The organism is Shewanella sp. TB7-MNA-CIBAN-0143, from assembly GCF_040310065.1.
GTDB lineage: Bacteria > Pseudomonadota > Gammaproteobacteria > Enterobacterales > Shewanellaceae > Shewanella.
Genome location: NZ_JBEOPL010000008.1, coordinates 1 through 21,086, shown reverse-complemented (window position 1 = coordinate 21,086; position 21,086 = coordinate 1). Strand labels below are relative to the sequence as shown.

At 38.5% G+C, this 21,086-nt stretch carries 19 protein-coding genes and 2 pseudogenes; 4 read left to right on the top strand and 17 right to left on the bottom strand.

The window, feature by feature from the left end; genetic code table 11:
- Window positions 1-30: 30 nt before the first annotated feature.
- Window positions 31-897: a pirin family protein gene (locus tag AAEY97_RS08275; RefSeq protein ID WP_101086102.1), complete on the bottom strand. Its 867-nt coding sequence runs from the start codon at window positions 895-897 to the stop codon at window positions 31-33.
- 221 nt (window positions 898-1,118) lie between these two features.
- Between AAEY97_RS08275 and AAEY97_RS08270 the strand changes: the two genes are divergently transcribed.
- Window positions 1,119-2,015 (top strand): hypothetical protein, encoded by an 897-nt coding sequence (locus AAEY97_RS08270; RefSeq protein ID WP_101086103.1) that lies wholly within the window; start codon window positions 1,119-1,121, stop codon window positions 2,013-2,015.
- A 196-nt stretch (window positions 2,016-2,211) separates the two neighbouring features.
- Here AAEY97_RS08270 and AAEY97_RS08265 read toward each other — a convergent pair whose 3' ends face one another.
- The 6 genes from AAEY97_RS08265 to AAEY97_RS08240 all read right to left on the bottom strand — a co-directional run bounded on the left by AAEY97_RS08265 (window position 2,212) and on the right by AAEY97_RS08240 (window position 8,514).
- Window positions 2,212-3,009 carry a hypothetical protein gene (locus tag AAEY97_RS08265; protein WP_101086104.1) on the bottom strand — a complete coding sequence of 266 codons (798 nt, stop codon included), beginning with the start codon at window positions 3,007-3,009 and terminating at the stop codon, window positions 2,212-2,214.
- A gap of 531 nt (window positions 3,010-3,540) precedes the next feature.
- Window positions 3,541-3,792, bottom strand: coding sequence for a superinfection immunity protein (locus tag AAEY97_RS08260; protein WP_101086105.1), 252 nt, complete (start codon window positions 3,790-3,792; stop codon window positions 3,541-3,543).
- An 820-nt stretch (window positions 3,793-4,612) separates the two neighbouring features.
- Window positions 4,613-6,163 (bottom strand): methyl-accepting chemotaxis protein, encoded by a 1,551-nt coding sequence (locus tag AAEY97_RS08255; RefSeq protein WP_101086106.1) that lies wholly within the window; start codon window positions 6,161-6,163, stop codon window positions 4,613-4,615.
- A 457-nt stretch (window positions 6,164-6,620) separates the two neighbouring features.
- Window positions 6,621-7,118 (bottom strand): hypothetical protein, encoded by a 498-nt coding sequence (locus AAEY97_RS08250; protein WP_101086108.1) that lies wholly within the window; start codon window positions 7,116-7,118, stop codon window positions 6,621-6,623.
- 24 nt (window positions 7,119-7,142) lie between these two features.
- Entirely contained in the window at window positions 7,143-7,391 is a 249-nt protein-coding gene (locus AAEY97_RS08245; RefSeq protein WP_101086109.1) for a hypothetical protein, read from the bottom strand.
- A 574-nt stretch (window positions 7,392-7,965) separates the two neighbouring features.
- Entirely contained in the window at window positions 7,966-8,514 is a 549-nt protein-coding gene (locus AAEY97_RS08240; RefSeq protein WP_174839625.1) for a hypothetical protein, read from the bottom strand.
- Between the two features lie 737 nt (window positions 8,515-9,251).
- On the opposite strand from AAEY97_RS08240, the gene AAEY97_RS08235 reads away from it, so the two are divergent.
- Window positions 9,252-9,488 carry a hypothetical protein gene (locus AAEY97_RS08235; RefSeq protein ID WP_350998016.1) on the top strand — a complete coding sequence of 79 codons (237 nt, stop codon included), beginning with the start codon at window positions 9,252-9,254 and terminating at the stop codon, window positions 9,486-9,488.
- 304 nt (window positions 9,489-9,792) lie between these two features.
- Here the strand turns inward: AAEY97_RS08235 and AAEY97_RS08230 are convergent, their stop codons facing one another.
- Complete coding sequence (locus AAEY97_RS08230) at window positions 9,793-10,443, bottom strand: class I SAM-dependent methyltransferase (protein WP_242445107.1); 651 nt, start codon at window positions 10,441-10,443, stop codon at window positions 9,793-9,795.
- 413 nt (window positions 10,444-10,856) lie between these two features.
- Here AAEY97_RS08230 and AAEY97_RS08225 point away from each other — a divergent pair, with 413 nt between their 5' ends.
- The gene (locus AAEY97_RS08225; RefSeq protein WP_101086111.1) at window positions 10,857-11,108 is read left to right on the top strand and encodes a hypothetical protein; all 252 of its coding nucleotides are present in this window, start codon (window positions 10,857-10,859) and stop codon (window positions 11,106-11,108) included.
- Between the two features lie 93 nt (window positions 11,109-11,201).
- Here AAEY97_RS08225 and AAEY97_RS08220 read toward each other — a convergent pair whose 3' ends face one another.
- The 9 genes and pseudogenes from AAEY97_RS08220 to AAEY97_RS08180 all read right to left on the bottom strand — a co-directional run.
- Window positions 11,202-11,966 carry a lysozyme inhibitor LprI family protein gene (locus tag AAEY97_RS08220; RefSeq protein ID WP_350998013.1) on the bottom strand — a complete coding sequence of 255 codons (765 nt, stop codon included), beginning with the start codon at window positions 11,964-11,966 and terminating at the stop codon, window positions 11,202-11,204.
- Between the two features lie 187 nt (window positions 11,967-12,153).
- Window positions 12,154-12,570: a hypothetical protein gene (locus tag AAEY97_RS08215; protein WP_101086113.1), complete on the bottom strand. Its 417-nt coding sequence runs from the start codon at window positions 12,568-12,570 to the stop codon at window positions 12,154-12,156.
- Between the two features lie 200 nt (window positions 12,571-12,770).
- Entirely contained in the window at window positions 12,771-14,120 is a 1,350-nt protein-coding gene (locus AAEY97_RS08210) for a M24 family metallopeptidase (protein WP_502959375.1), read from the bottom strand.
- 97 nt (window positions 14,121-14,217) lie between these two features.
- A complete protein-coding gene (locus AAEY97_RS08205; protein WP_101086114.1) occupies window positions 14,218-14,616 on the bottom strand; it encodes a hypothetical protein in 399 nt (132 codons plus the stop codon).
- Window positions 14,617-14,743: 127 nt separating this feature from the next.
- Window positions 14,744-15,025, bottom strand: a pseudogene (locus AAEY97_RS08200) (DUF2306 domain-containing protein); the annotation flags it as partial.
- Window positions 15,026-15,313: 288 nt separating this feature from the next.
- Window positions 15,314-16,015, bottom strand: coding sequence for a CPBP family glutamic-type intramembrane protease (locus AAEY97_RS08195; RefSeq protein WP_350998010.1), 702 nt, complete (start codon window positions 16,013-16,015; stop codon window positions 15,314-15,316).
- A gap of 462 nt (window positions 16,016-16,477) precedes the next feature.
- Window positions 16,478-17,488, bottom strand: a complete 1,011-nt coding sequence (locus AAEY97_RS08190) for a substrate-binding domain-containing protein (RefSeq protein ID WP_192115468.1) — start codon at window positions 17,486-17,488, stop codon at window positions 16,478-16,480.
- A gap of 591 nt (window positions 17,489-18,079) precedes the next feature.
- A complete protein-coding gene (locus AAEY97_RS08185; protein ID WP_350998007.1) occupies window positions 18,080-19,057 on the bottom strand; it encodes a transposase in 978 nt (325 codons plus the stop codon).
- Window positions 19,058-19,176: 119 nt separating this feature from the next.
- Window positions 19,177-19,902 (bottom strand): annotated as a pseudogene (locus AAEY97_RS08180) (transposase); the annotation flags it as partial.
- Between the two features lie 154 nt (window positions 19,903-20,056).
- Between AAEY97_RS08180 and AAEY97_RS08175 the strand changes: the two are divergent.
- The gene (locus AAEY97_RS08175) at window positions 20,057-21,052 is read left to right on the top strand and encodes an IS110 family RNA-guided transposase (RefSeq protein WP_502959440.1); all 996 of its coding nucleotides are present in this window, start codon (window positions 20,057-20,059) and stop codon (window positions 21,050-21,052) included.
- Window positions 21,053-21,086: the final 34 nt, after the last annotated feature.

Below are 21,086 nucleotides of genomic sequence, written 5' to 3'. Positions count from 1 at the left end.
TCAATAATTCAGCTTATTTTGAGGGTAATGCTAGGTAATTTGGCCAAAGTGGCCTTGCTGATAATCACGAACAGCTTGCTCTATCTCAGCCTGGGTATTCATCACAAACGGCCCCATGTGGACAATTTTTTCGTTAATCGGCTTGCCCGCTAATATTAACAACCCAGCACCTGTGGCCTCGGTTTGAAAATGACAGACTTCAAGCGCATTTAAAACTAAAAACTGCCCTGCTCCTGCAGTTTCTCGCAAACCTTGTGCATCAATATAGTTAAGCTCGCCTTGATACACATAAGCGCACACCGTTTGGTGCTCTGCAAGATTCAGCGTGCAGTGACCATATTCAGTTAACGTTAAATCAGCAATTGCCCCATGGCCAGCTAACCCCTGAAGAGTTGAAGTAATCTTATGTGGCTCATGATTAAAACCCCAACTCCCCGCCAAGGCAACAAGCGTTGCGCCGTGTTCGTTATTTATACGGGGATTAGTCTGTTTGCTGCTGTCTTGATAAATAGGCGGACGCATTTTGTGTTTTGCTGGCATATTGATCCAAATTTGAAACCCATGCAGCCCTTCTTTGGCATCTGCTAATGGCATTTCAGAATGCAGCACGCCACTGCCAGTACTCATCCACTGCACATCTCCGGCACGAATAGGTTTAACATTGCCCATTTGATCGCGATGTTCAAAGCCGCCTTTACGAATATAAGTAAAGGTTTCTACACCTCTATGTGGATGCGGCGGAAAACCACCAATAAAATCTTGTTCATCATCAGACTTAATCTCATCGATCATTAAATATGGATCAAAACGAAGCTTATCAAAGTCGGCAATACGATTAATGTTTACACCATCACCGTCCATTGCGGGCAAAGCGCTAAAACGCTGTAATACTTTCATGAAAACCTCGGTGATGAAAAATAACTATTTAATAATAGCAGGCTGTTAACTGAATAAATATTGCATAATAGTGTGATTTTCTTTCGATAAAATAGACCAATTAACAAGGATGATGTCTTTTGCTCAAGCAAGATAAATTTATCCACATCAATTTATGAACTTTACCTTCTGTTAACAATCAAAAAAGGACTGATAATACTGCGATAAAGTGATTGATATAAATGGAAGTAATAACGGTTGGCTGGGAGCCACATCACTCTCGATCTTCAACACACTCCTCTAAAGAAGCATATTGGCTTAAGCCTGTACTCACGGCATTCATCATCCATGTTTTATTGATTTATGTGTTGATTGCGTTTTGGTACCAAGACACGACGCAACGAGTGTCAGCTTTAGTGGTTAAGCCTTCGCCCACCGCAATAAAAAGCTATCTCATGACTTCGGCGCAATACCAATCAATAACCCAAACAAGTTTATCACCCAAGCTTCATGACCTAGAAAGTGCCCGACTCATAAAGAATTTTCCGCCCATTATTGATACGAATGTTGATGTTAGCCAATCGACGTCTATAAACGCGAAAGAGACACCAATCTCCTTAGATGAAGACAACAACACTCTCGATAACGTGATGCCATCAAACAATAAGCCCAACAACATACAACCACATGTAATAACCAAAAAAAATAATGTACTTCCGAGCCAAATAAAACCAAAAATGACCACTGACATCAACAAGTCCGCGCCATCATTAGCGTCAATACAACAAGCCACTAGCCATTTTATACAGCAAAATAATATTGCAGCATTAGACACACTCGTAGGTTCTCAAACTGCATTACAAAACAAACCCACTGGCACTATGAGTGAAATGGACCCTAACCTTGATTTTATAGAGTTAGCAGCAGAAATTGATATCAGCCAACCGCATACCTTTAACCATAGGCTAGACCCTAACAGAATCGTAAAACAGGGCGATTATTGTTACCGGGTGGTTGAATTGGCAACTCAAGTGAATCCTCATGGATGGGGACTAGGATTTGCAACATTTTGTGGCGAAGACCAAGTCAAAAAACAATTAACAGAAGCGATTCGCAAAAGAGTCAACGCCGTAAAATGAGTTACTGGATTGGCATGGTCATATCAACATCTGGCATCACTATCCTAGTCAATGATAAATAAGCCGCTAATACCGCAAATAAGATACCCAAAGCCCTTTCCTTATGATGATTCCTGACTAGGACCTAAGATGCCACACATGGCCAATCTATCTTTATCAATAAAATATAAATGAATAAACAGCTATGAGCACTAAGCTATTGCATGAGTGCATTCATGACAGGCATAAAATGAAGCCCACCAGCCACAAACATGACTCGTTCATTATTATCGATCGCGGCTTTCACCTTGTTAATGGCGCTATTATCCCTAAACTCATTTACACGATCTTTAATCGCTTTAAGCGTCGTAAATTCAGAGGTGCTGAGTTGTTGGTCAAAAATAGTTGCCGATGAAAACTCAACCCACGATGCAGATTTCCCCACCATGGTTGATAACATAATGTCTAACTCAGCAATTGAATCTGGCTTAACATTTAGGTGATATTCTGTTGCAGGAAAACCAGATTGTCCGAGCAGATTAGACATCTTACTTTTCGCGTCGGCAAGACTAACATTACTGAGCAACTGTGGTGCTTGTCTTAATAAATAAAATACCTTTAGGCTTTCATCATCAAACTTCTCTAACACAAATTTAGCTTCACTTAGGCTATCGCCTTCCCAAGTTGTTACTTTGACATGATGCTGCTTAGCTAAAAACTGTAAAAACCCCATTTCACCACAGCACTTAATCGCTTCAGCTTTAGACATTTTATCAGGCCAATAACCACCTTCTAACAACACTAAAGTGGGATTAAGCTCGTTAAAAAGGCGTTCTATATCGACAAGTTGAAGATCATTAACATCGTTTGTATGTGTAGTGCCAATAATCATATAGCCACGGTCTAATGAACGTAACAATGACAAATTAGATGTAGGCTTATATCTGTCATTCGCTTGAACATTCAAACACACACCTAACACCAATAATGTCACAACCGTTATCATTTTTTTCATCGTATTACTTCCCTGTATATCCAGATATAACTAACGTTATCCGTTGATAATTAACATGAAACAAAGGATTTCCAACACAGTTAATAACCAGCTTAACTATCGATAAAAATCGCCAGTATTATGCTAACTATTATCAAGTTTTTTAGTTTTTACCCCTTACTCAAAGCAATTGAATGCTACAAGCTATTGCACGCACACGCTTTTTCACCGCTCTTTTGAATCCACTCTTCGTATTGTCCTTCAGGACATTGATTTTTTATGGTTTTGCATTGAGCGCCATTACGTGAGTATTCGCCACCAATAACTTTCTCGATGAACTAATCGTTAACCTGAGCACTAAAATCTTTTTAAGAACAACCAAGTAAGAGTGCGATGATGACAATTGATAAGTATTTCATGTAATATCCTTTTGCATTTTATACCGAAAACTGACGCCAAAAACCGGCACTTAAAAGCATCACAAAGTGAGCGAAAAATAAGTGCATATAATGATTTTTATGGTTTATGGTGAGTGTATATTATTGATAGAAGTTAACTTTCAGCGTTAACTTTATTAGCGTATTTACCAATAACTTTACCCGTGGTAGCCCACACTATAACGCCGCCCCACGCAATAAAAGAAAACCCTGCAGGGATACACGCTAACAGAATATATTTAAAGTGTTTTCGATTAAAAAATAATGCCAAAATAGCAGGAAGAAACCAAAGAGTCAGCCCCCCAATAACTAACACCACTAAAAAAGTATAATTCTCATTTGCGACTATTTCATTTATAAATTCCATTTATTACGTTCTCCCTAATTGATAAGTGCAACGGATTATACTAAAACATAAAGCCTAAATAACAAGCTAAAAGTCATCGTATTATAAAAAATGCCTTATTTACACAAATCATCATTTTTAGTTGAAACATTATTGACACTATTATTGCCGTTTTTGTGCTGGCCGCTAGTCTAGTAGACACTTCTCATGCCGATGTCACTTGTATTAATTAAACTATGGCTTACGTCCACTACGCCTGTTTAGTACTCATTGCTTATTCGGACACCGACCATTACAAACCACTTAACCAGCTGATTTAAATATAATATCTAGCTTTAATCTTTATTAACCATCAAAGAAAAAACCATACACCCAAAGCGATACTCGGCAAAAGAATACGATAACGGCATACAAAGAAGGCTGTAGCACACAAGCTAACACAGTTGATAAACAGCACTTATTTAAGCCATTGATATGCACATTCGCGATGTACAGTGTATTGATGTTGTTGATTGATTGGTTAGTGGGTGGGTTGTTTAGTTGGTTAGTTGGCAGGGTAACCGCATGAGTGTGCGTTTTTTGAACACTATAAATAATTTCGATACTGAATCACTTCCAATCATTCATGAAGTGATAACGTACTGAACAAATATAGTTCTAAAAACATACTTAATCTGTATAAAAAACGTTCACAACCTCACCCTGGGTTAGTTGGTTAGTTAGTTGGTAAGTTGGTAAGTTGGTTAATTTGTTTTGGCAGCAAGATGCTCAGCAGAGTCAACAAAGTAAAATTACCTCAATTATACCGAAGTCATCACCTCACAATTTGTGATATTACAATCTAATTAAATTGATTTACCAACTCTGTTTGACGTATACCCTGACCACTAATTTCTTGGCTATGTATTGCTGCATTATGACAATTTTGTTCAAATTGATTAATGCCATCTTGTAGTATCATCGCGTTGTTATAAATTTGATTAACAACAGCAGCTTGCTCTTCTGCCGCCACTGAAATCTGCTCGCCATTACTTTCGATAATACTCATCACTTCACTAACCGAGACCAGGCTTTTCTCGAGTATTTGACTAGAATCAATACTCTTATCTATTAACAAATGGCTTTGTTCCATCTGTGCAACGGCTTCTGCAGTTGTGCGACTAAGTGAATTTATAATAGCGTGTATTTCATGAGCAGAAGTTGCCGAGCGACTGGCCAAGTTACGCACTTCATCCGCGACCACAGCAAACCCTCTACCAGCCTCTCCAGCCCTAGCGGCTTCAATGGCGGCATTGAGCGAAAGCAAGTTTGTTTGCTGTGCAATACTCTCGATCACCTCGACAACTTGGTTTACATTTTGACATTGCTTATTCAGCGAAGAAATAGCAATACGAGATTCTTCCAATAAGTTATTAATTTCCGTAGTCGCGATTTGACTGCTGGCTAATGCCACCTTAGTTGACTCTATTTGTTCAACTAAGTGATGAATTTCTGTGGTTGAATTTGTCGTATTTTTAGCTATATCAGTAACAGACGAGCTCATTTGGCCGATGGCTGTGACAACTTGCTCAAGGTTTTGTGATTGCGTAACCAACTGATTTTGATTGGCTTGATTTTGTTGTTGATGCTCTTCTAAACCTTGCTGTAATTCCTCACCACTTTCTTTTATACGTCCAACCACCGCCAGCGTTTCAGCTTTTTGCATCCGTAGACTTAATTCGATGTGAGAAAGCTCATCGGTATAACCTGTATAAACAAATTGATTTAGTGGATTATTATGTATTGTTTCACTTAATATCAATATGTTACTAAAACGCTGTTTAAGAACATAAAGCGGCCGACAAAAACAGATAATGGCAACAATAAATGCGACGACGGTGAAAAAACCACTTGAGTAAGGCAAGGACATCAACAACCCAACAGATAGCAACCAAGCCAAAAAAAGTTTGGTAATAATATTGGCACCAAGCTTAGGCTTAGCAGCTTTACCAGCATTAATTGCATCGTAACAGGCTTGAGCACGTTCAGTCAGCTCTGCTTCAGGCTGAGTTCTTACCGACTGATACTCGCAAATAATACCGTTACGTTTAATCGGGGTCACATAAGCGTTAACCCAATAATACTGACCATTCTTGCAGCGATTCTTCACCAATCCCATCCAGCTTTTCCCTTGCTTTATGGTGTCCCATAGGTCACTAAATGCAGCTTTAGGCATATCTGGGTGGCGTACTATATTGTGGGGTTTATTAATTAGCTCATCTTCTTTATAACCACTGACCGTCATAAAGTCATCGTTAACATGAGTAATAACACTGTCTAAATCGGTTGTTGAAAGGATCATATAATCCGACGGATAAGTGACTTCTTCATCGATGATATCTTTTGTGGTCATGTTGATATATTAAACGTCATTGAGTTAAATAATTAAGCTGATTATTAAACAATCAGCATTATTTGTATGTGATGACTCACGACTTTAATCAGTAAATAATTAACATCTTTGAAATATTTGCGATGGGTCACACTGAAAGTTATCCAGACTCACAACAGTTCAAAGTATTGACTCGATCATATAATGGGCAAGAAAATGGCAATCATCATGATTGATTGGTTTTTATTCTTGAGGTTTTGAATTGCGATGTTGTTTCGCATAATTAAAGCTTAGAGAAGCAATAGGATAAAGAGATTTAATACTTTTCCTATACCGAGCAAAGACAATCGTGGCGATGGTGACACCAACTGTGACCCCAAAAGGATGCTTTCGAGTCTGCTTTTTAACAGAATGGAGTAATAAATTAAGCGTTAACTCGCACTGCCTAACAGAGTCTTTCCCCTGCATACGTGTTAACTTAATCGAATGATTTAGATGCTTTAGAGATGACATCGATACCCTCCTTTAATTGGGAGACAGTGTCTTTGAAGCCAAAAAAACGAATAAGCCGTTTTTGCCAATACAGCAAGCCAACTAAAACCAACATCATTGTGAGTAGAAATACCCCTAAGCCAATAAATATGCTGTCAGTGAGGCTGTAGATCACAATCCCGGAGCAAACACATAAACTGAAGATAAAGAGAACTAACAATGGAATAAATAAAAGCTGGCAAACAAGAAACTGTTTTGCTGCGGCAACATTTCGTAATATTTCCATAAAGAAAAGTTGGACTGTAGACTCTGACCACTGTCCAACCTCTTGAGCTAATTTCGATGCCTTATTAAAAATATCTTTAATTTCTTCAACGTTTACGTCATCGGAGTTTACGTCCACCTCATCTGAGTTAACGTGAGGATCGGTCTGCGAGCCATCGGAGATTTTATCTTTACTGTGCACTTTCTCAGTGTTTTCCATAATAAAACCCCTCCGGCCGCTTTGCTATTTTATAAGTTTCGAAATCGCCCATCCCGCTAAAAAAGCACACCCGACACTTAATAAAGGGTGTTCCTTAATAAGATTTTCAGTTTGAGCTGTTGCCGATTTAACTTTTTCAGTGCCTTCACCCAATGATTCTTTCGCTTTATCTTTCAAGGAATGAACAGCCTCTGAAGTCGCTTCTTCAGCTAAGTGATAAGCATCTTCAATTTTCTGTTGTGGATCTTGATTTTTTGCCTTTGTTGTAGCCATTTCTAATCTCCTTAAATACAAAATTTATAGAGTGATATTACGCTGAAATAAATAGGGGCAATAAAAACTGTCCAATTAACACACTATTACGATAAATAGATTGGGTCAATTTATATAACATTAATAAAAAAACATGCCTAAATATTAGCGACTCTATTTTAATAAAGCGAAAGGCATGCCACATTTAAACCGAAGCAACAAAAAAATAAACAACTGATAAATATAACATTTATATTTTATGATAAAAAATGAAATATTTTAATATAATTATTTTGTAGTTTTTACAAATTATTACTTTTTACTATGTAAAAGTTACTCATGAAAATAAAAATAACCATCAATAGTTGTTTCAGAATAATATGGGGGATTGTATCCAACTGGTAATAACAAAATATAACCAAACTAGAAATTAGATAGCTATTACTCGACTAATTTCTGGCTAGGTGATTTGGGGGATGCTTATATCAATCTAACACTTTAAAAAATAACTGCGAGCCTAGTAAACAAAAGCCTACCGAATAAGTCAGCTAAAATTTACAGCAGACTAAGCAATAAGCTTGAGGCCATGCATTTTTTACTCTACTAGTGATACCTCATTCTTATCTATCTGTAACGCAGATAATTTATCAAGTAGTGCTTCAATGTTTTTTCTTCCAGCACCTTCATTGGCTAATCTAAGCCTTTTTACCGCAACAAAGGCATCCTTAAATGTTGCTGTGTGCGGTGCAATGATGGTTTCGTCAAACACAATGGATTGGGTTGCCGAATCGGTCAGTAAATATTGAACATGAGTAGTAACTTCAAAATCTAACCCAAAAATAGGTTGATCCACTTTAAGCATATTCACAACCAGTTTATATCGACCATCATCAGACAATAATCCCTGTGCTTGCAGGCTTCCCCTGACAGCACCAGAAAAGGCTTCACTGCTAATTTCTGATGTCCACAGTGGATTTGTTTTTTGACCACCAGAGACATTTGATAACTCTATGTTGTCATTTAATACATCAAAGTAGGATTTTTGTTCACCCTGAAACGTCATATTTTTCATTTTTGCACCAGATGCGCATCCAGATAAATATATGGCCGCTACAAAAATTAAAGCCAATTTGAACAACTTCATCTATCACTCCGTTGAGTTAATAAGTTTATCTATGACAGCGTATTTGTGAAAAGAGTCAGAGTTTCGGTAAATACCCGGAACACATTTAACTGCGCAATAGTAACACGTGTTTAATTATTAATATTTTTAATAACTTACCAGCATACATTGGTTAAATCAATCCTCCTTACAACAGGAAAATAGATGAATTAATCCGTATATAAAAATATTGCCAAGTTCTCATTATTAGCGGTATCAATCATCCGCTTAATAATGAGTTGATTTGGTCGACTCTTTTAATTAACTCATTACTTGCAGTTACCAAGACAAGAGCGGGAATGTTTTTTCGTACCATTAGATAACCTATCTAACTCGCTAATGTTGTTGTGACATTACAACTCTTTTTAAGGAGTATTGTATGAGTCTTGCTGGTGAATCAACTCACTTTAATGCATCGATGTTCCTCGTCAGGCAAGTAAATTAAACCCATTTTTTGACGGGTTATTTGTTACCATTGCAGCTTTCATCCTAGGCTGTGAGGCATAGTAAGAATTGAAGACTTAAGCTATTGTCATTTAGAGTGGTCATCACAGCTTAATAAACGATCACGATATTATCCTCGTCGGAAGTGTCCCTATGCGGCTATATTTACAACTGAGTAATCAATATTAATTAGCACGATTGATGTGTGCTAGATAACGTTAAATTATTCAATAAACTGTATAATTGTGGTTAATTATTAATTGGTGGAAGATGACGTGCTAACAAAAATTCTAGTGACAATATTGGTAATCCTTGGCGCTATTGTCTACTTGCGCCGTGGACGAGGGCATAAAGTTAATCGCATCGCAGATATGGCAGATGCACAAAAATCACCCCTTCTTAGTCGAGTAATTATTTACACTATGATTGCGGTGTCGATGTTAGCCTCTGCAGGCTATTGGGGCTGGAGTTGGTATGACGATAATACCGTCGTTGAAGTTACAATTACATAACCTATTGAAGCGATGACAAACAGTTACAAGGTGCGTAAAAAAGATATTGAAGCTCAGCGGATTACCACAGTCGATGGGATTCAAATTCGGTTATCTAATCAAGAGAGATTAACGATTAAAACGACTAATTCACCTCAATGACACGAAATAAAAACGACTAAATTCTAGACCAAAATAGCACTGCCCAGTTCCCGCCTATTATCTTAATCTAGATCATTATGCTCATCACCTCGACTAGGATAACAAAACTAAGTACTGAAATTAAAGTGACCAGTTTAAACCACCTTATATCCCCACTCTCTTGTTAGGTCTTTTTAGTCGCCACACCACAGCTAATATACGATGCAAACTTTGGCACTCCCTTTATATAATCACTTTCAAACCAATCGATACTAAAGCCGCTGCTTTGTATATTGTCAATCATAGGTCTATTCAAATTACAGCCACCAAAAGCGTTACCCCATAAGCGATTTAAACGATGTTGCCATTTTTTAATTGAATCGTCAGGTGCTTCTCCATGCTCACAGAAAAATATTTTACCATCAGGCTTCAACACTCTATGTATTTGCTGCATAGCGGCACGCCAATCAGCAATAGTGCAAAGAGTATAAGTTAACACAACTGAGTCAACACATTGATCATCTAAAGGAATCTGTTCACTAGGGAGACTTAGCCATTCAACCTGAATAGGCGATTTCGCTAAATTTTTCCGCGCTTTTTTACGCATCCCAGGAGAAGGTTCAAGGCCCCATATCATATTAACGTTCATAGGATTATACAAAACCATATTAACAGCAGAGCCCATACCAATCTCTAAAACATTGCCATAAGCTAAAGGCACAACTTTCTGCCTAAGCTCCATGATGACACTTGAAGAACAAGCACAATTTATAATGTGTGGAAGAATGTTGTTTTCATAAAAACTCAAAGGTAAATCCTCTGTAATAATTAACATTTGCATTCCGAAAGCTCAATATAAACCATGGCTAACATCTGCAAGCATTGGGTGTTAATTTACGATTATGATTACAGCCTAATCTAACAGCCATCGTCTATTTGCTGTTTTATATGACTCTATATGTATCTATATTAGCAGTTTCGTCAATTTAACCTTAATCACGATCTTCATATGGTTGGCACTCCAAGCACTTTTGAGTGCCAATAGGCTGATTAATATTAAACAGCCAGTCATAAAGATAAGCATTAAAAGAGTCTTAAGCTCTTTCTTGGTCAGTAACATTAACGGATAACAGCGTATACCAATAGCAAGAGGGCCGGATGATAAAAGGCATCGCTAACTTTAGCCTAACCCGGCACTTTTCATTACAATAGGCTAAAGCACTTTACAGACTTTAGAGTAAACGATACATGGCCCAACCCAACAAGAAAGGTCCTTCGCGCACCGTCGATGTTTTCTGCGCTAAGTGTAAAGCACCATTGTTTAAGTATCGTAAGGGAGGTAAAGGCGCCTTAATCAAATGCTTTAAGGAGCGTATTGTCGAAGACAACACCAAGGTTCCTTGCACATGCCCTGAATGCAGCCAGATATTTGCCAGAGATACCTTAGTGAGAGGCGCACCAGCCTTTAAAATGGTGGGAGGCAAAGTTACCTTTAAATAATGACATCCTATAACGAGAAATGCAGGCCAAATAACTAAGGAAGCTAATAACTTGTTTAATAGGTACTTAGCAGCCCTAGTTTACGTTAATTATCTACACTTTATTGGCTAACGGTGCAAGTTGCTGTAAACAACGAGACTGTTCCATCCAACGATCTTCTAAAGGTATTTTGTTAATACACTTAATAGATGAATTAACGCGGCGCAAACGTTCTTCAGTCAAATTGACCTCACAACGATTAGCATAAGTCGATGGCCATGAGCCACCCGCTCCGGTCAGCGAACCAATTAATTCACATTCGTCAGATCTATAAGTACTCAAGGACAGTTGCTGTGCGGTTAAAGCCGAGATAACACGAGAGTCAGGCTGTTTTTCACCATAATAATTAGGGGCATCAGACAACAGAGCGATGAGCTCATCATGCTTTATTTTCAATTGAGCAGATGCCTTGTTCAAACTGTTAACTAATGTCAAACCAGTATGCATAGCGCTGCCTTCTGGCCAACACTCGGGACGATCGGTACAGTTTTCTAGCGCTTTATCTTTTTTAGCCTCTGTTTCAGGCCAAGCATTTAACGCCAACGCTCTAGATTGGTATTTATCTAAAATACAAACATCAGTCTCACATGCATTTCGTTGTGTTAACCAAGCACGCTGACCATTAATTAAATCATTAACATATTTAGCTTGGCTTTTAATATTGCTATAAAGCGTTGCTAACGCCTCATCTGCCTTTGAAATATCAGGGTTAGCACATATGTTCTTTTCTATCGCGCTTCTGGCCAGCGAGCAATCAAAACTGGCACCTTGCACTGAAAATACGGATATCAATCCTAAGATATAAATGATTTTTCTCAACTGAGTTCCTTGTTAATGTTTGACCAAAATTAAATCATGCTAGTTCGAAATAGCGTAGATTAAGTTCATTTGCTCAATTTTTCGTTTTTATTAAAAAAATAAAACCTGACATCACTATCTTTGAAAGCTGACTTCATTTTCAAAAAATTACCCATAGTAAAGACGTGAAGTCGTGAAGTCGTGAAGTTTACAGCAGACTTTCAACACCAAAAAAATCTAACGCCAACAGCAGGCTAACGCCAATAATCATAAAAACAACCAGACTTATCAAGCTGACAAAAAGTACTCGCCAGTTAGAATGAAAATCTAAATCATCGTTATTGGAGATGACTTCTTTTGTAAATTGAAACTTTTCAACTAACAGTCTCGTAGAAATAATCGTGATTATAGGAATGATCATATTTGGAAAGTTTTCTGGCAAAAAAGGCAAAATTGAGATGAAAAAAGTAATAACCAAAGCACCATAGCGATTCGTTTTTTTAACGGCTTCATCATCATTCAAGACGACAAAGTTCTGTTTTATGAAAAAAACTGAAGCTATTGGCCCTCCTAAAAATGCGCCTAGACTAGCTTGAACGGGTGAGTAGACTTTGCTTCCTGACATATACAACTTCCTTGTTTGCTTTACGCTGTTTTAAGCGATGAATCATAACGTACTAAAATGTGGAACGAAATAGAACCTAAAGAATGAGTAACTTGGTTCGTTGAATACACCTAACAGGAGGCTTTGCCCCCCAACACTCGCGCACCATTGTGGTATAAAAGAATAACTATTTTTCCCAAACAAGTTTTAATCTATAAAGCTTAGCGAGACTGAGATTTAATCAGTAAAAAAGCTGTTTGTCTGCCATTTAAATACCACACTCCCGGTCCGTCAAAAATGGCATCTTCTTCTAGCATAATTCTGATTTCTTTTTTCCACGGCTCAATATAAACGGCATTGTTAAGCTCAATTGAATAGGCCGTATTGAGGTGTAATGGGTAGTCACCATCACCAGGAACCCCGTCTTGCGAATCCCACATTCCCAGTGTCGTACCTGCGGCATGGCCATGATAACCCAGCGGGTGAGTATAAATTGTGGGCGTTAATCCTTGTGAAATTGCACGTTCACGAGAGCGTTTTAATACTTGGTTACCAGTAAGACCTTCAGCAAATTGTCCGGTAAATACATCTTGTAGTTTATTGCCTGATAACAGCGCCTGTTGTAAATATTGTGGTGCTTCGCTTTCGCCTGGCTTGAGTACATAAGCATGCTGCTGCGTATCCGTATTTAAACGTAAATAGGTTATGCCAAAATCAACATGCAGTAGATCGCCCGGTAAAATAATTTGCTTATCATTGTCATGGGTAACACTCGACTCGCGCGCTAAGGCAACATCATCACTACGCTGAATTGATACACTTGGATGAAACCAAGTTTGTAACTTGAGCTCAACGATACGCTCTCGTAGCCACCAAACCACATCATCAGTCGTTGTTTCCCCAGGGATAATGACTTGGTTAGAAAATGCTTCAGCAATGATTGCATGAGCCAATTTTACGATATCTTTATAAACGGCAATTTCTTCAGGTATTCGTTGCTCCAACCATCCTACGGCGACGGGTTCAGCTGAAACTATTTTTGTTTTATATTTTTCGGGTAAATGCGCTAACAGATTTTCTTTATCTGTTGCGACTAGTCCATCGGCGTGAGCCCAATGTTTCGATTGATTAACACCTATGGTATTGGGTTGATAGCTTTCAATTAACTCATTAAGAGCCAACCATTGATTGGGTTGTTTTGATTTATCCCACGCTTTTTCGAAAACATTACCAACGTTATAAGGCGCGATTGCATAAGCATCAACACTGCCGTCACCTTTACGAGCAAATACCAGTATTGTTGTGCGGCGAGCAGATATCCATGTAGCAGGTAATAGCGTTTTAATAACAGGGTCTTCATTGTATTCACGACTAATGATTACCCACATATCGAGCTTATGTTCATTCATCAACTTGGGTAATAATAGCTCGACCCGCTTAGCCAGTATGCTGTCAATAAACTCAGCTCTGTCGCGCATAGGCAATATCTCAACTGCAACTGTGGCAGATGAACTTGCCGAAAAAGTTGCAACTATAACAATTGTTAAGTAAATCCAATGAATCAAGCGCAAAATAAACTCCTTTTATCTGCCATAAGGCGTAAAACAGATGTACGATTTTGATATTAATTTCACATCGTCCCACAACTGAAAAAATACGATGCCGTTATCACTCTTTAATATTTCGAATACCAACAAACCAAAACGAAAATACCACGGCTAATGAATAATATGTGACCATTAACGAAAACAAAATATCGGTCGTAATGATCGCCGTTATCGCACAAGGAATAACAACAGCTAATAATAATGAGCCCAACGACAGCACGTTATAACGCCAAAGCGCATACCAAACTAAGCTGCCATATGTCGCGGTAATAACATAAGCAACGCAAATGCCCCACAAACTGATAAATATTACATTAAAAATCGCATCAATTAAGTTTTGAACAGTAAATTGATTAACCAAGGCAATTAAAGCCCAAATAAGTGTTGCAGGCAGTACCGCAAGCGGAGCAATTAGCACGCCTCGCCAAAAGGCAATTTTAATAGCACTATTTTGCGTCATAAGTTTCTAACGTCCGACTTGCAATAAGTGCCCCAAGGGGCGCGAGTGGTTAACCAAGCGGATTAACCAAATTAATCAATCCATTTCTCGCTTATTGGTTGGGTTTAGGAGCGGTTTACACTTTGCTCTATGTACTTAATGTATTATCAATAGGACGTTGAACGGCATAATTAACACGTTTGGTTTTTAGTAAATATAATTGTGCTACTAATACATTTGGAACCCAGGCAACCCAAGAAATTGCAATATAAGACGTTATAAAGTCTACATTAAATAACCACGGAAATGATGGTAGATACAATCTAAGGGTAATGGCTGAACAAGTTAAAGAGTAGTTTATTATCATCCAATAGCGATGTGCATTTACGTTACCTTTCTTGATTTGCACAAATGCCATACTTACAGTAAAGAGCCATAAAACAAATTAGATGCGCGTGTATGGCATGTAAGCTTACTTTTCTAGGTTATACTTAGAAGATGTGTTTTGGCATAGTGATTAATCACTACAGAATTTGGTAATGCCGCAAAAGATTCATTTTATTCACTATCACTTGCTATCACTGACTTGCTACGATCTAAAAACAGCTTCGCTACACAAACCAATTCTGTCCGATATCAAATAGTATGCCAGTGTCCATCAACACTCTTGGGTGTCCATAGTGATTTTAGATTTTGGCCAAGTTTATAAATGCAGTAATTAATAGACCGAATAATAGAAAGCGGAAAAGCCAAATGCTAACTCAATCAATAAATGAAACGTTAATGCTGGCCATAAACTGCGCGTCTTAATGGTTAAATAAGACAATAATGGCGAGGCAAAAATCATACCTATAGCTTCGTAAATCGGTTTTTTTATGTGGAATAATACTTCAAAGATGCAGACAATAACGGTCATTATCACAGCCGCCGCCGTCGGGTTGATTTTGTAATGCTGAGTTAAACAATATTGGCCACCACCCAATAAAAATCCTCGGTGAAGCACCTCCCAGCCAATGATAGTCGATACGGTAAAAATTAAAAAACGTTGAAACTTCCCTGCCTCTCTTAGCCCCTCTAAAGAACTGCCATGACGATAATGAGATAAATAATCTGCGGCAAAAAATTGTAGATAAACGAATAAACAAAGCAAAAGACCCAAAAACACAGCCATAAGTAGCAGGTTTTCACGATTAATTGTTGGTTTAGAGAAGTACAATTGTTTTAACGGTATGGCCAGCAATAAAACGAGAACAAATGGAAAGATTAATCGACTTATAATCCAATAACCTTTAACCCCTCCAGAAGCTAAAAAGTTATTACTGACATACACACCAACAACCTGTGTCAGTAATATCACTATTAATAATATACAAAAAGGAGCCGCCATTTTAATGGTAAGGCTCTGATCTTGGTGTGGCATACTCATTCTTCCATTCAGGCGTTTTATAAGATTGGAGTGTAATTGAACCACCTTTCATATGTGAGATCGATTATTATCAGCAACACACATTATTTACAACTAATCTTGCTATCAAAATTTTGGTCTAACAAATAGCGTGCTTAATAAGCAGAAAATCAGTATAAAAATATGTGAATAACCCTATTCTCGGCGATGCTCAACGCTCTCACCTGTCGAGTTATCAATCCCGCAAAGAAAAGCATTACGTACTAAACGCGAGCAACAGTGGCAACTTTCTATATACAGGGAAAAGGCGTGTCATTTAAGCTAACAATGGTTTGTCTTGGCCTGGCCATCTTTAATTACCCTTTTCAAAGGGTAATTAAAGCGTTTTTCATTGTTAATTGCTAATTGTTTAGACGACAACTTTGGGTGGCCATGTTAATTTTATGTTAATTCTATTTCAGGCGACATTAAATATGATTACAATCCCGCACTCTTGTTACAGGTATCAACATTCTCTGGTGTGCAAACTGTGATAGGAGTGTAAATTGTTTTCTCATATTTTTGTTCTGTTACAATCTTATAAAGTGTCAAAATGGCTTGTCTTCCCATTTCATATGGGTTTTGACCAATATTGATATGAGCAAGTTGATCTTCCAACATAGTTAATTGTTCAGAAGATGTATCAGTAATAATAATGATGACCTTGTTGTTATTAATTTTTGCCTGGTACGGGGCAATCATTTTACGGTAAAGTGCTTGATCATTTTGTGCCCAACCACCAACAGTAATAAAGGAATCTGCTTTTACAGGTTTACCTTTCATTACAGACTCCATTTGATTAACAGATTGATCCAGCTGATCAAAATTAAAAAAAGGTTCTCTAACTTCAGTCCAGCCCGAGTCGTTATTAAGCAATTCGCCAGGAGGTGTATCGTATTTTTTCCCCGATAATGCGGAACGAACACCCATAAGTCTTAAATTCAGATTGGGAGAATCTGGTCGCCCAGATTGCATTATTAGCGTTCCCCCATTGGGCCGAAGTTTTTTTAACTCTTCACCTAATGATTTACCCAATTCAAAATTATCAGTGCCTATATAGGCTAGACGTATATTATTAGGGTCTTCGTTGATTGAAGCATCAAAATCAGAGTCATAGGTAATAATCGGTATGCCTGCTTCTTTAGCTCTCTTCAGGCTATTGTTAACGAGATATTTAGACTGTGTAACGGCTACCGCGATACCATCGACACCTTCATCAATCAATTGATTTATTACCTGATCTTGCATCCTAACATTACTTATATCTGGTCCTCGATATATGCATTCCACGCCTTTTATTTGAGCGGCGGCATCTATACAACCAGCTTTACTTTGCTCAAAAAAAACACTATTAAATTTAGGTACCACAGCAAGTTTCAATTCTTTTCCATAGACTGAAAATATGGGTATTAGACTAAAGACAATAAACAGTACAAGTGATCTCGCCATACCCCCTCCAGAAATAAATCAAAGCGCTACTTTACTTACAATAAAATATAGCAAAGGAATTCATTTAAAGATACGAGCTGAAACGGTATTACCGAACATATCAGTGTAGGCTAATCGATATTGTTGTGTTTTGAACTCCCCCATGCGTCAGGATAGCAACACCATACCAGTAACCAATTGGTTCTAATTTTTGAATGCCTGTCTTAATAATGAAGCGATGACTTCCCTCCATCATCACTATGCCAGATGCTATTTAAGCTACATCGCCTACACTAGATTTTATAAAGAATGATACCTCATCAAAACAACATCAAAACAAAACAACAACATCATAAAAAATGCCACCCATAACATCATAAAAAATGCCAGCATAAAAAATGCCACCCATCATTTGAATAAGTAACATATCTCGTTTTCATTGCTTTGGAGAGAGTTCAGCTCGATGCAATCAACTCACCAACTTCAATCCATATGTCTAAATCATAGCGTTATATGAGTGGTTTATTCGTCATCAGCAGAATTCAGCACAGCTGAAAAACTTGATGTTAATCAAGTTCAAAGTGAATTGTAATTTAGGGTGGAAGTTAAGACTTAAGCGCACAGCCAACGCTGGCAATTTGCAGCACCTTGTCGTCGTTTTCGGTCTAAATGCTCACAATATTCAGTTAATGCGGGTAATGCACCAACAGCGCCTTTAAATAACGCACCAAACTCTGTGGTGATTTTTAACCAATTTTCTTCGGGGATGTTTAATCGATTAAGTATATCTTGGCTACTTTCACTGATAGCACCACGCTTATCTTCTCGAATAATCCGGCCTGTATCTTCGACGAGTACAATGTAGTCTTTCACGCTGAACATTAGCCCATTAGGCATGTCTAAACGTTCATTACCCACAAAAGGTAATAACTCTGTAGGTTGCTCGCCTTTTATTGCTGAGTTTATTCGGCGCTGAATACTGGTGTAATCTGAGGTTTCTGGGGTCGCAGCCATCTTGGCTCGAATTGGGTTCAAATCGACATACGCCATACAGGCTAATACGGCCGCTTCATCTAATAAGGCTTGGGATTTAAAACGACCTTCCCAGAAGCGACCTGTACACTTATCTTCTTTGTTGGCCATTCGAGCTATCGGCTCACTGAGAGACCGCATAAACCAACTGATATCAACTAATCGTTTACGGTACGCTGTAATGCATTCATCGACTATTTGGCGCTCAAACTGATTAAGATCTTCCTCTTTAACATACTTATGAGTTAACAATGTGCCTTTAAAGCCTTTATGCCACTGCATCAGTACTTCTTTATCTGACCAGTGCCTCGCTTTGTCTGCATCGACTTTTATCACCACATGCAAGTGGTTACTCATGACGGCATAAGCACAAATATCAATGGCGAAAATGGTCGCCAACTCAAGAATACGTGAATCCACCCACTCTCGTCGATGTTCAAAGTTCTCGCCTGTCGAGTTATCTATTCCGCAAAGAAAAGCCTTACGCACAACTCGTGAGCAACAATGATAGTAAGGCGTATCGTCTAAGCTAACGATAGTTTGTCTTGGTCTGGCCATCTTAGGTTACCTGTTAGAGATAAAGGTAACTAAAGCCTAGTTGAGTCTTTATTATTTATCCAATTAGAATGGGTGGCCATGTTTTATTATGTTTTAGAATGGGTGGCCATGTTTTATTAGTCTTTCACGCTGAACATTAGCCCATTAGGCATGTCTAAACGTTCATTACCCACAAAAGGTAATAACTCTGTAGGTTGCTCGCCTTTTATTGCTGAGTTTATTCGGCGCTGAATACTGGTGTAATCTGAGGTTTCTGGGGTCGCAGCCATCTTGGCTCGAATTGGGTTCAAATCGACATACGCCATACAGGCTAATACGGCCGCTTCATCTAATAAGGCTTGAGATTTAAAACGACCTTCCCAGAAGCGACCTGTACACTTATCTTCTTTGTTGGCCATTCGAGCTATCGGCTCACTGAGAGACCGCATAAACCAACTGATATCAACTAATCGTTTACGGTACGCTGTAATGCATTCATCGACTATTTGGCGCTCAAACTGATTAAGATCTTCCTCTTTAACATACTTATGAGTTAACAATGTGCCTTTAAAGCCTTTATGCCACTGCATCAGTACTTCTTTATCTGACCAGTACCTCGCTTTGTCTGCATCGACTTTTATCACCACATGCAAGTGGTTACTCATGACGGCATAAGCACAAATATCAATGGCGAAAATGGTCGCCAACTCAAGAATACGTGAATCCACCCACTCTCGTCGATGTTCAAAGTTCTCGCCTGTCGAGTTATCTATTCCGCAAAGAAAAGCCTTACGCACAACTCGTGAGCAACAATGATAGTAAGACGTATCGTCTAAGCTAACGATAGTTTGTCTTGGTCTCGCCATCTTAGGTTGCCTGTTAGAGATAAAGGTAACTAAAGCCTAGTTGAGTCTTTATTATTTATCCAATTGGAATGGGTGATGAGATGGACGCTCCCTAATACGGCGTCAATGCGCCAAACTGATGTTGAACCATACAGTTACTTAAGGAGCGTCCACCATGAAAGTTACCACTATTGCGATTGATTTGGCAAAAAATGTTTTCCAAGTTTTAGGAATGGATAGCCATGCAAAGCAAGTCTTCAATAAACGTTTAAATCGCACTCAACTGATTGAGTTTATGTTGCAACAACCCCATTGCGATGTGGTCTTTGAGGCTTGTTATTCATCCCATTACTGGGGGCGTAAGTTTCTCGCTATGGGGCATAACGTTAAACTCATTCCTGCCCAACATGTCACCCCGTTCGTGCGAGGCAGTAAACATGACAACAATGACACAATGGCGATTTTTGAAGCCAGCTTTAGGCCAAACATTCGTTTCGTGCCAGTGAAAACCGAAGAGCAGCAAGAAATATTGATGTTACACCGAGTCAGAGAACGTTTAGTAAAGGAGAAAACCGCCTGTACTAATCAAATTAGGGGTGTATTAGTTGATTTTGGGATTTGCTTTGCCCAGGGCTATAAAGCATTTGAAGTGGCTATGTGGGACATCATTAACGATGCGTCACAACGCCCTATTATTAAACTGATGGCTAATGACTTCTGGGATGAATATCAAAGTGTTAATAAACGTTTAGACAGAATTAATACCTTGATAAAAAAGCTTGTCGAGCGTGACCCTAATGGCAAAATCTTATTAAGTATTCCTGGTATAGGCCCCATTATCGCATCAGCGTTTGTTGCATCAATTGGCAAAGGCCAGGCGTTTAATACTGCTAAAGAACTGGGGGTGTGGCTGGGGTTAACCCCTAAGCAATTTGCCTCTGGCCATCGAAGTGTTAATGGCAGTATTACAAAACGTGGCAACGGATATTTACGAAAACAGCTTATTCATGGCGCCAGAACCGTCGTCAGCCATGCGAGTAAAAAACAAGATGATTTAAACCGTTGGATAACACAGTTAAGAAGCCGAAAAAGCATCTGCAGTACGGTGGTTGCCACGGCTCATAGACTCGGTGTTTTTCAAGGTAGTTGGCACTCTTTACTTAAATTTTAAGCTGCATTTCTTGTTTCTGTTTCAGACTTCTTAT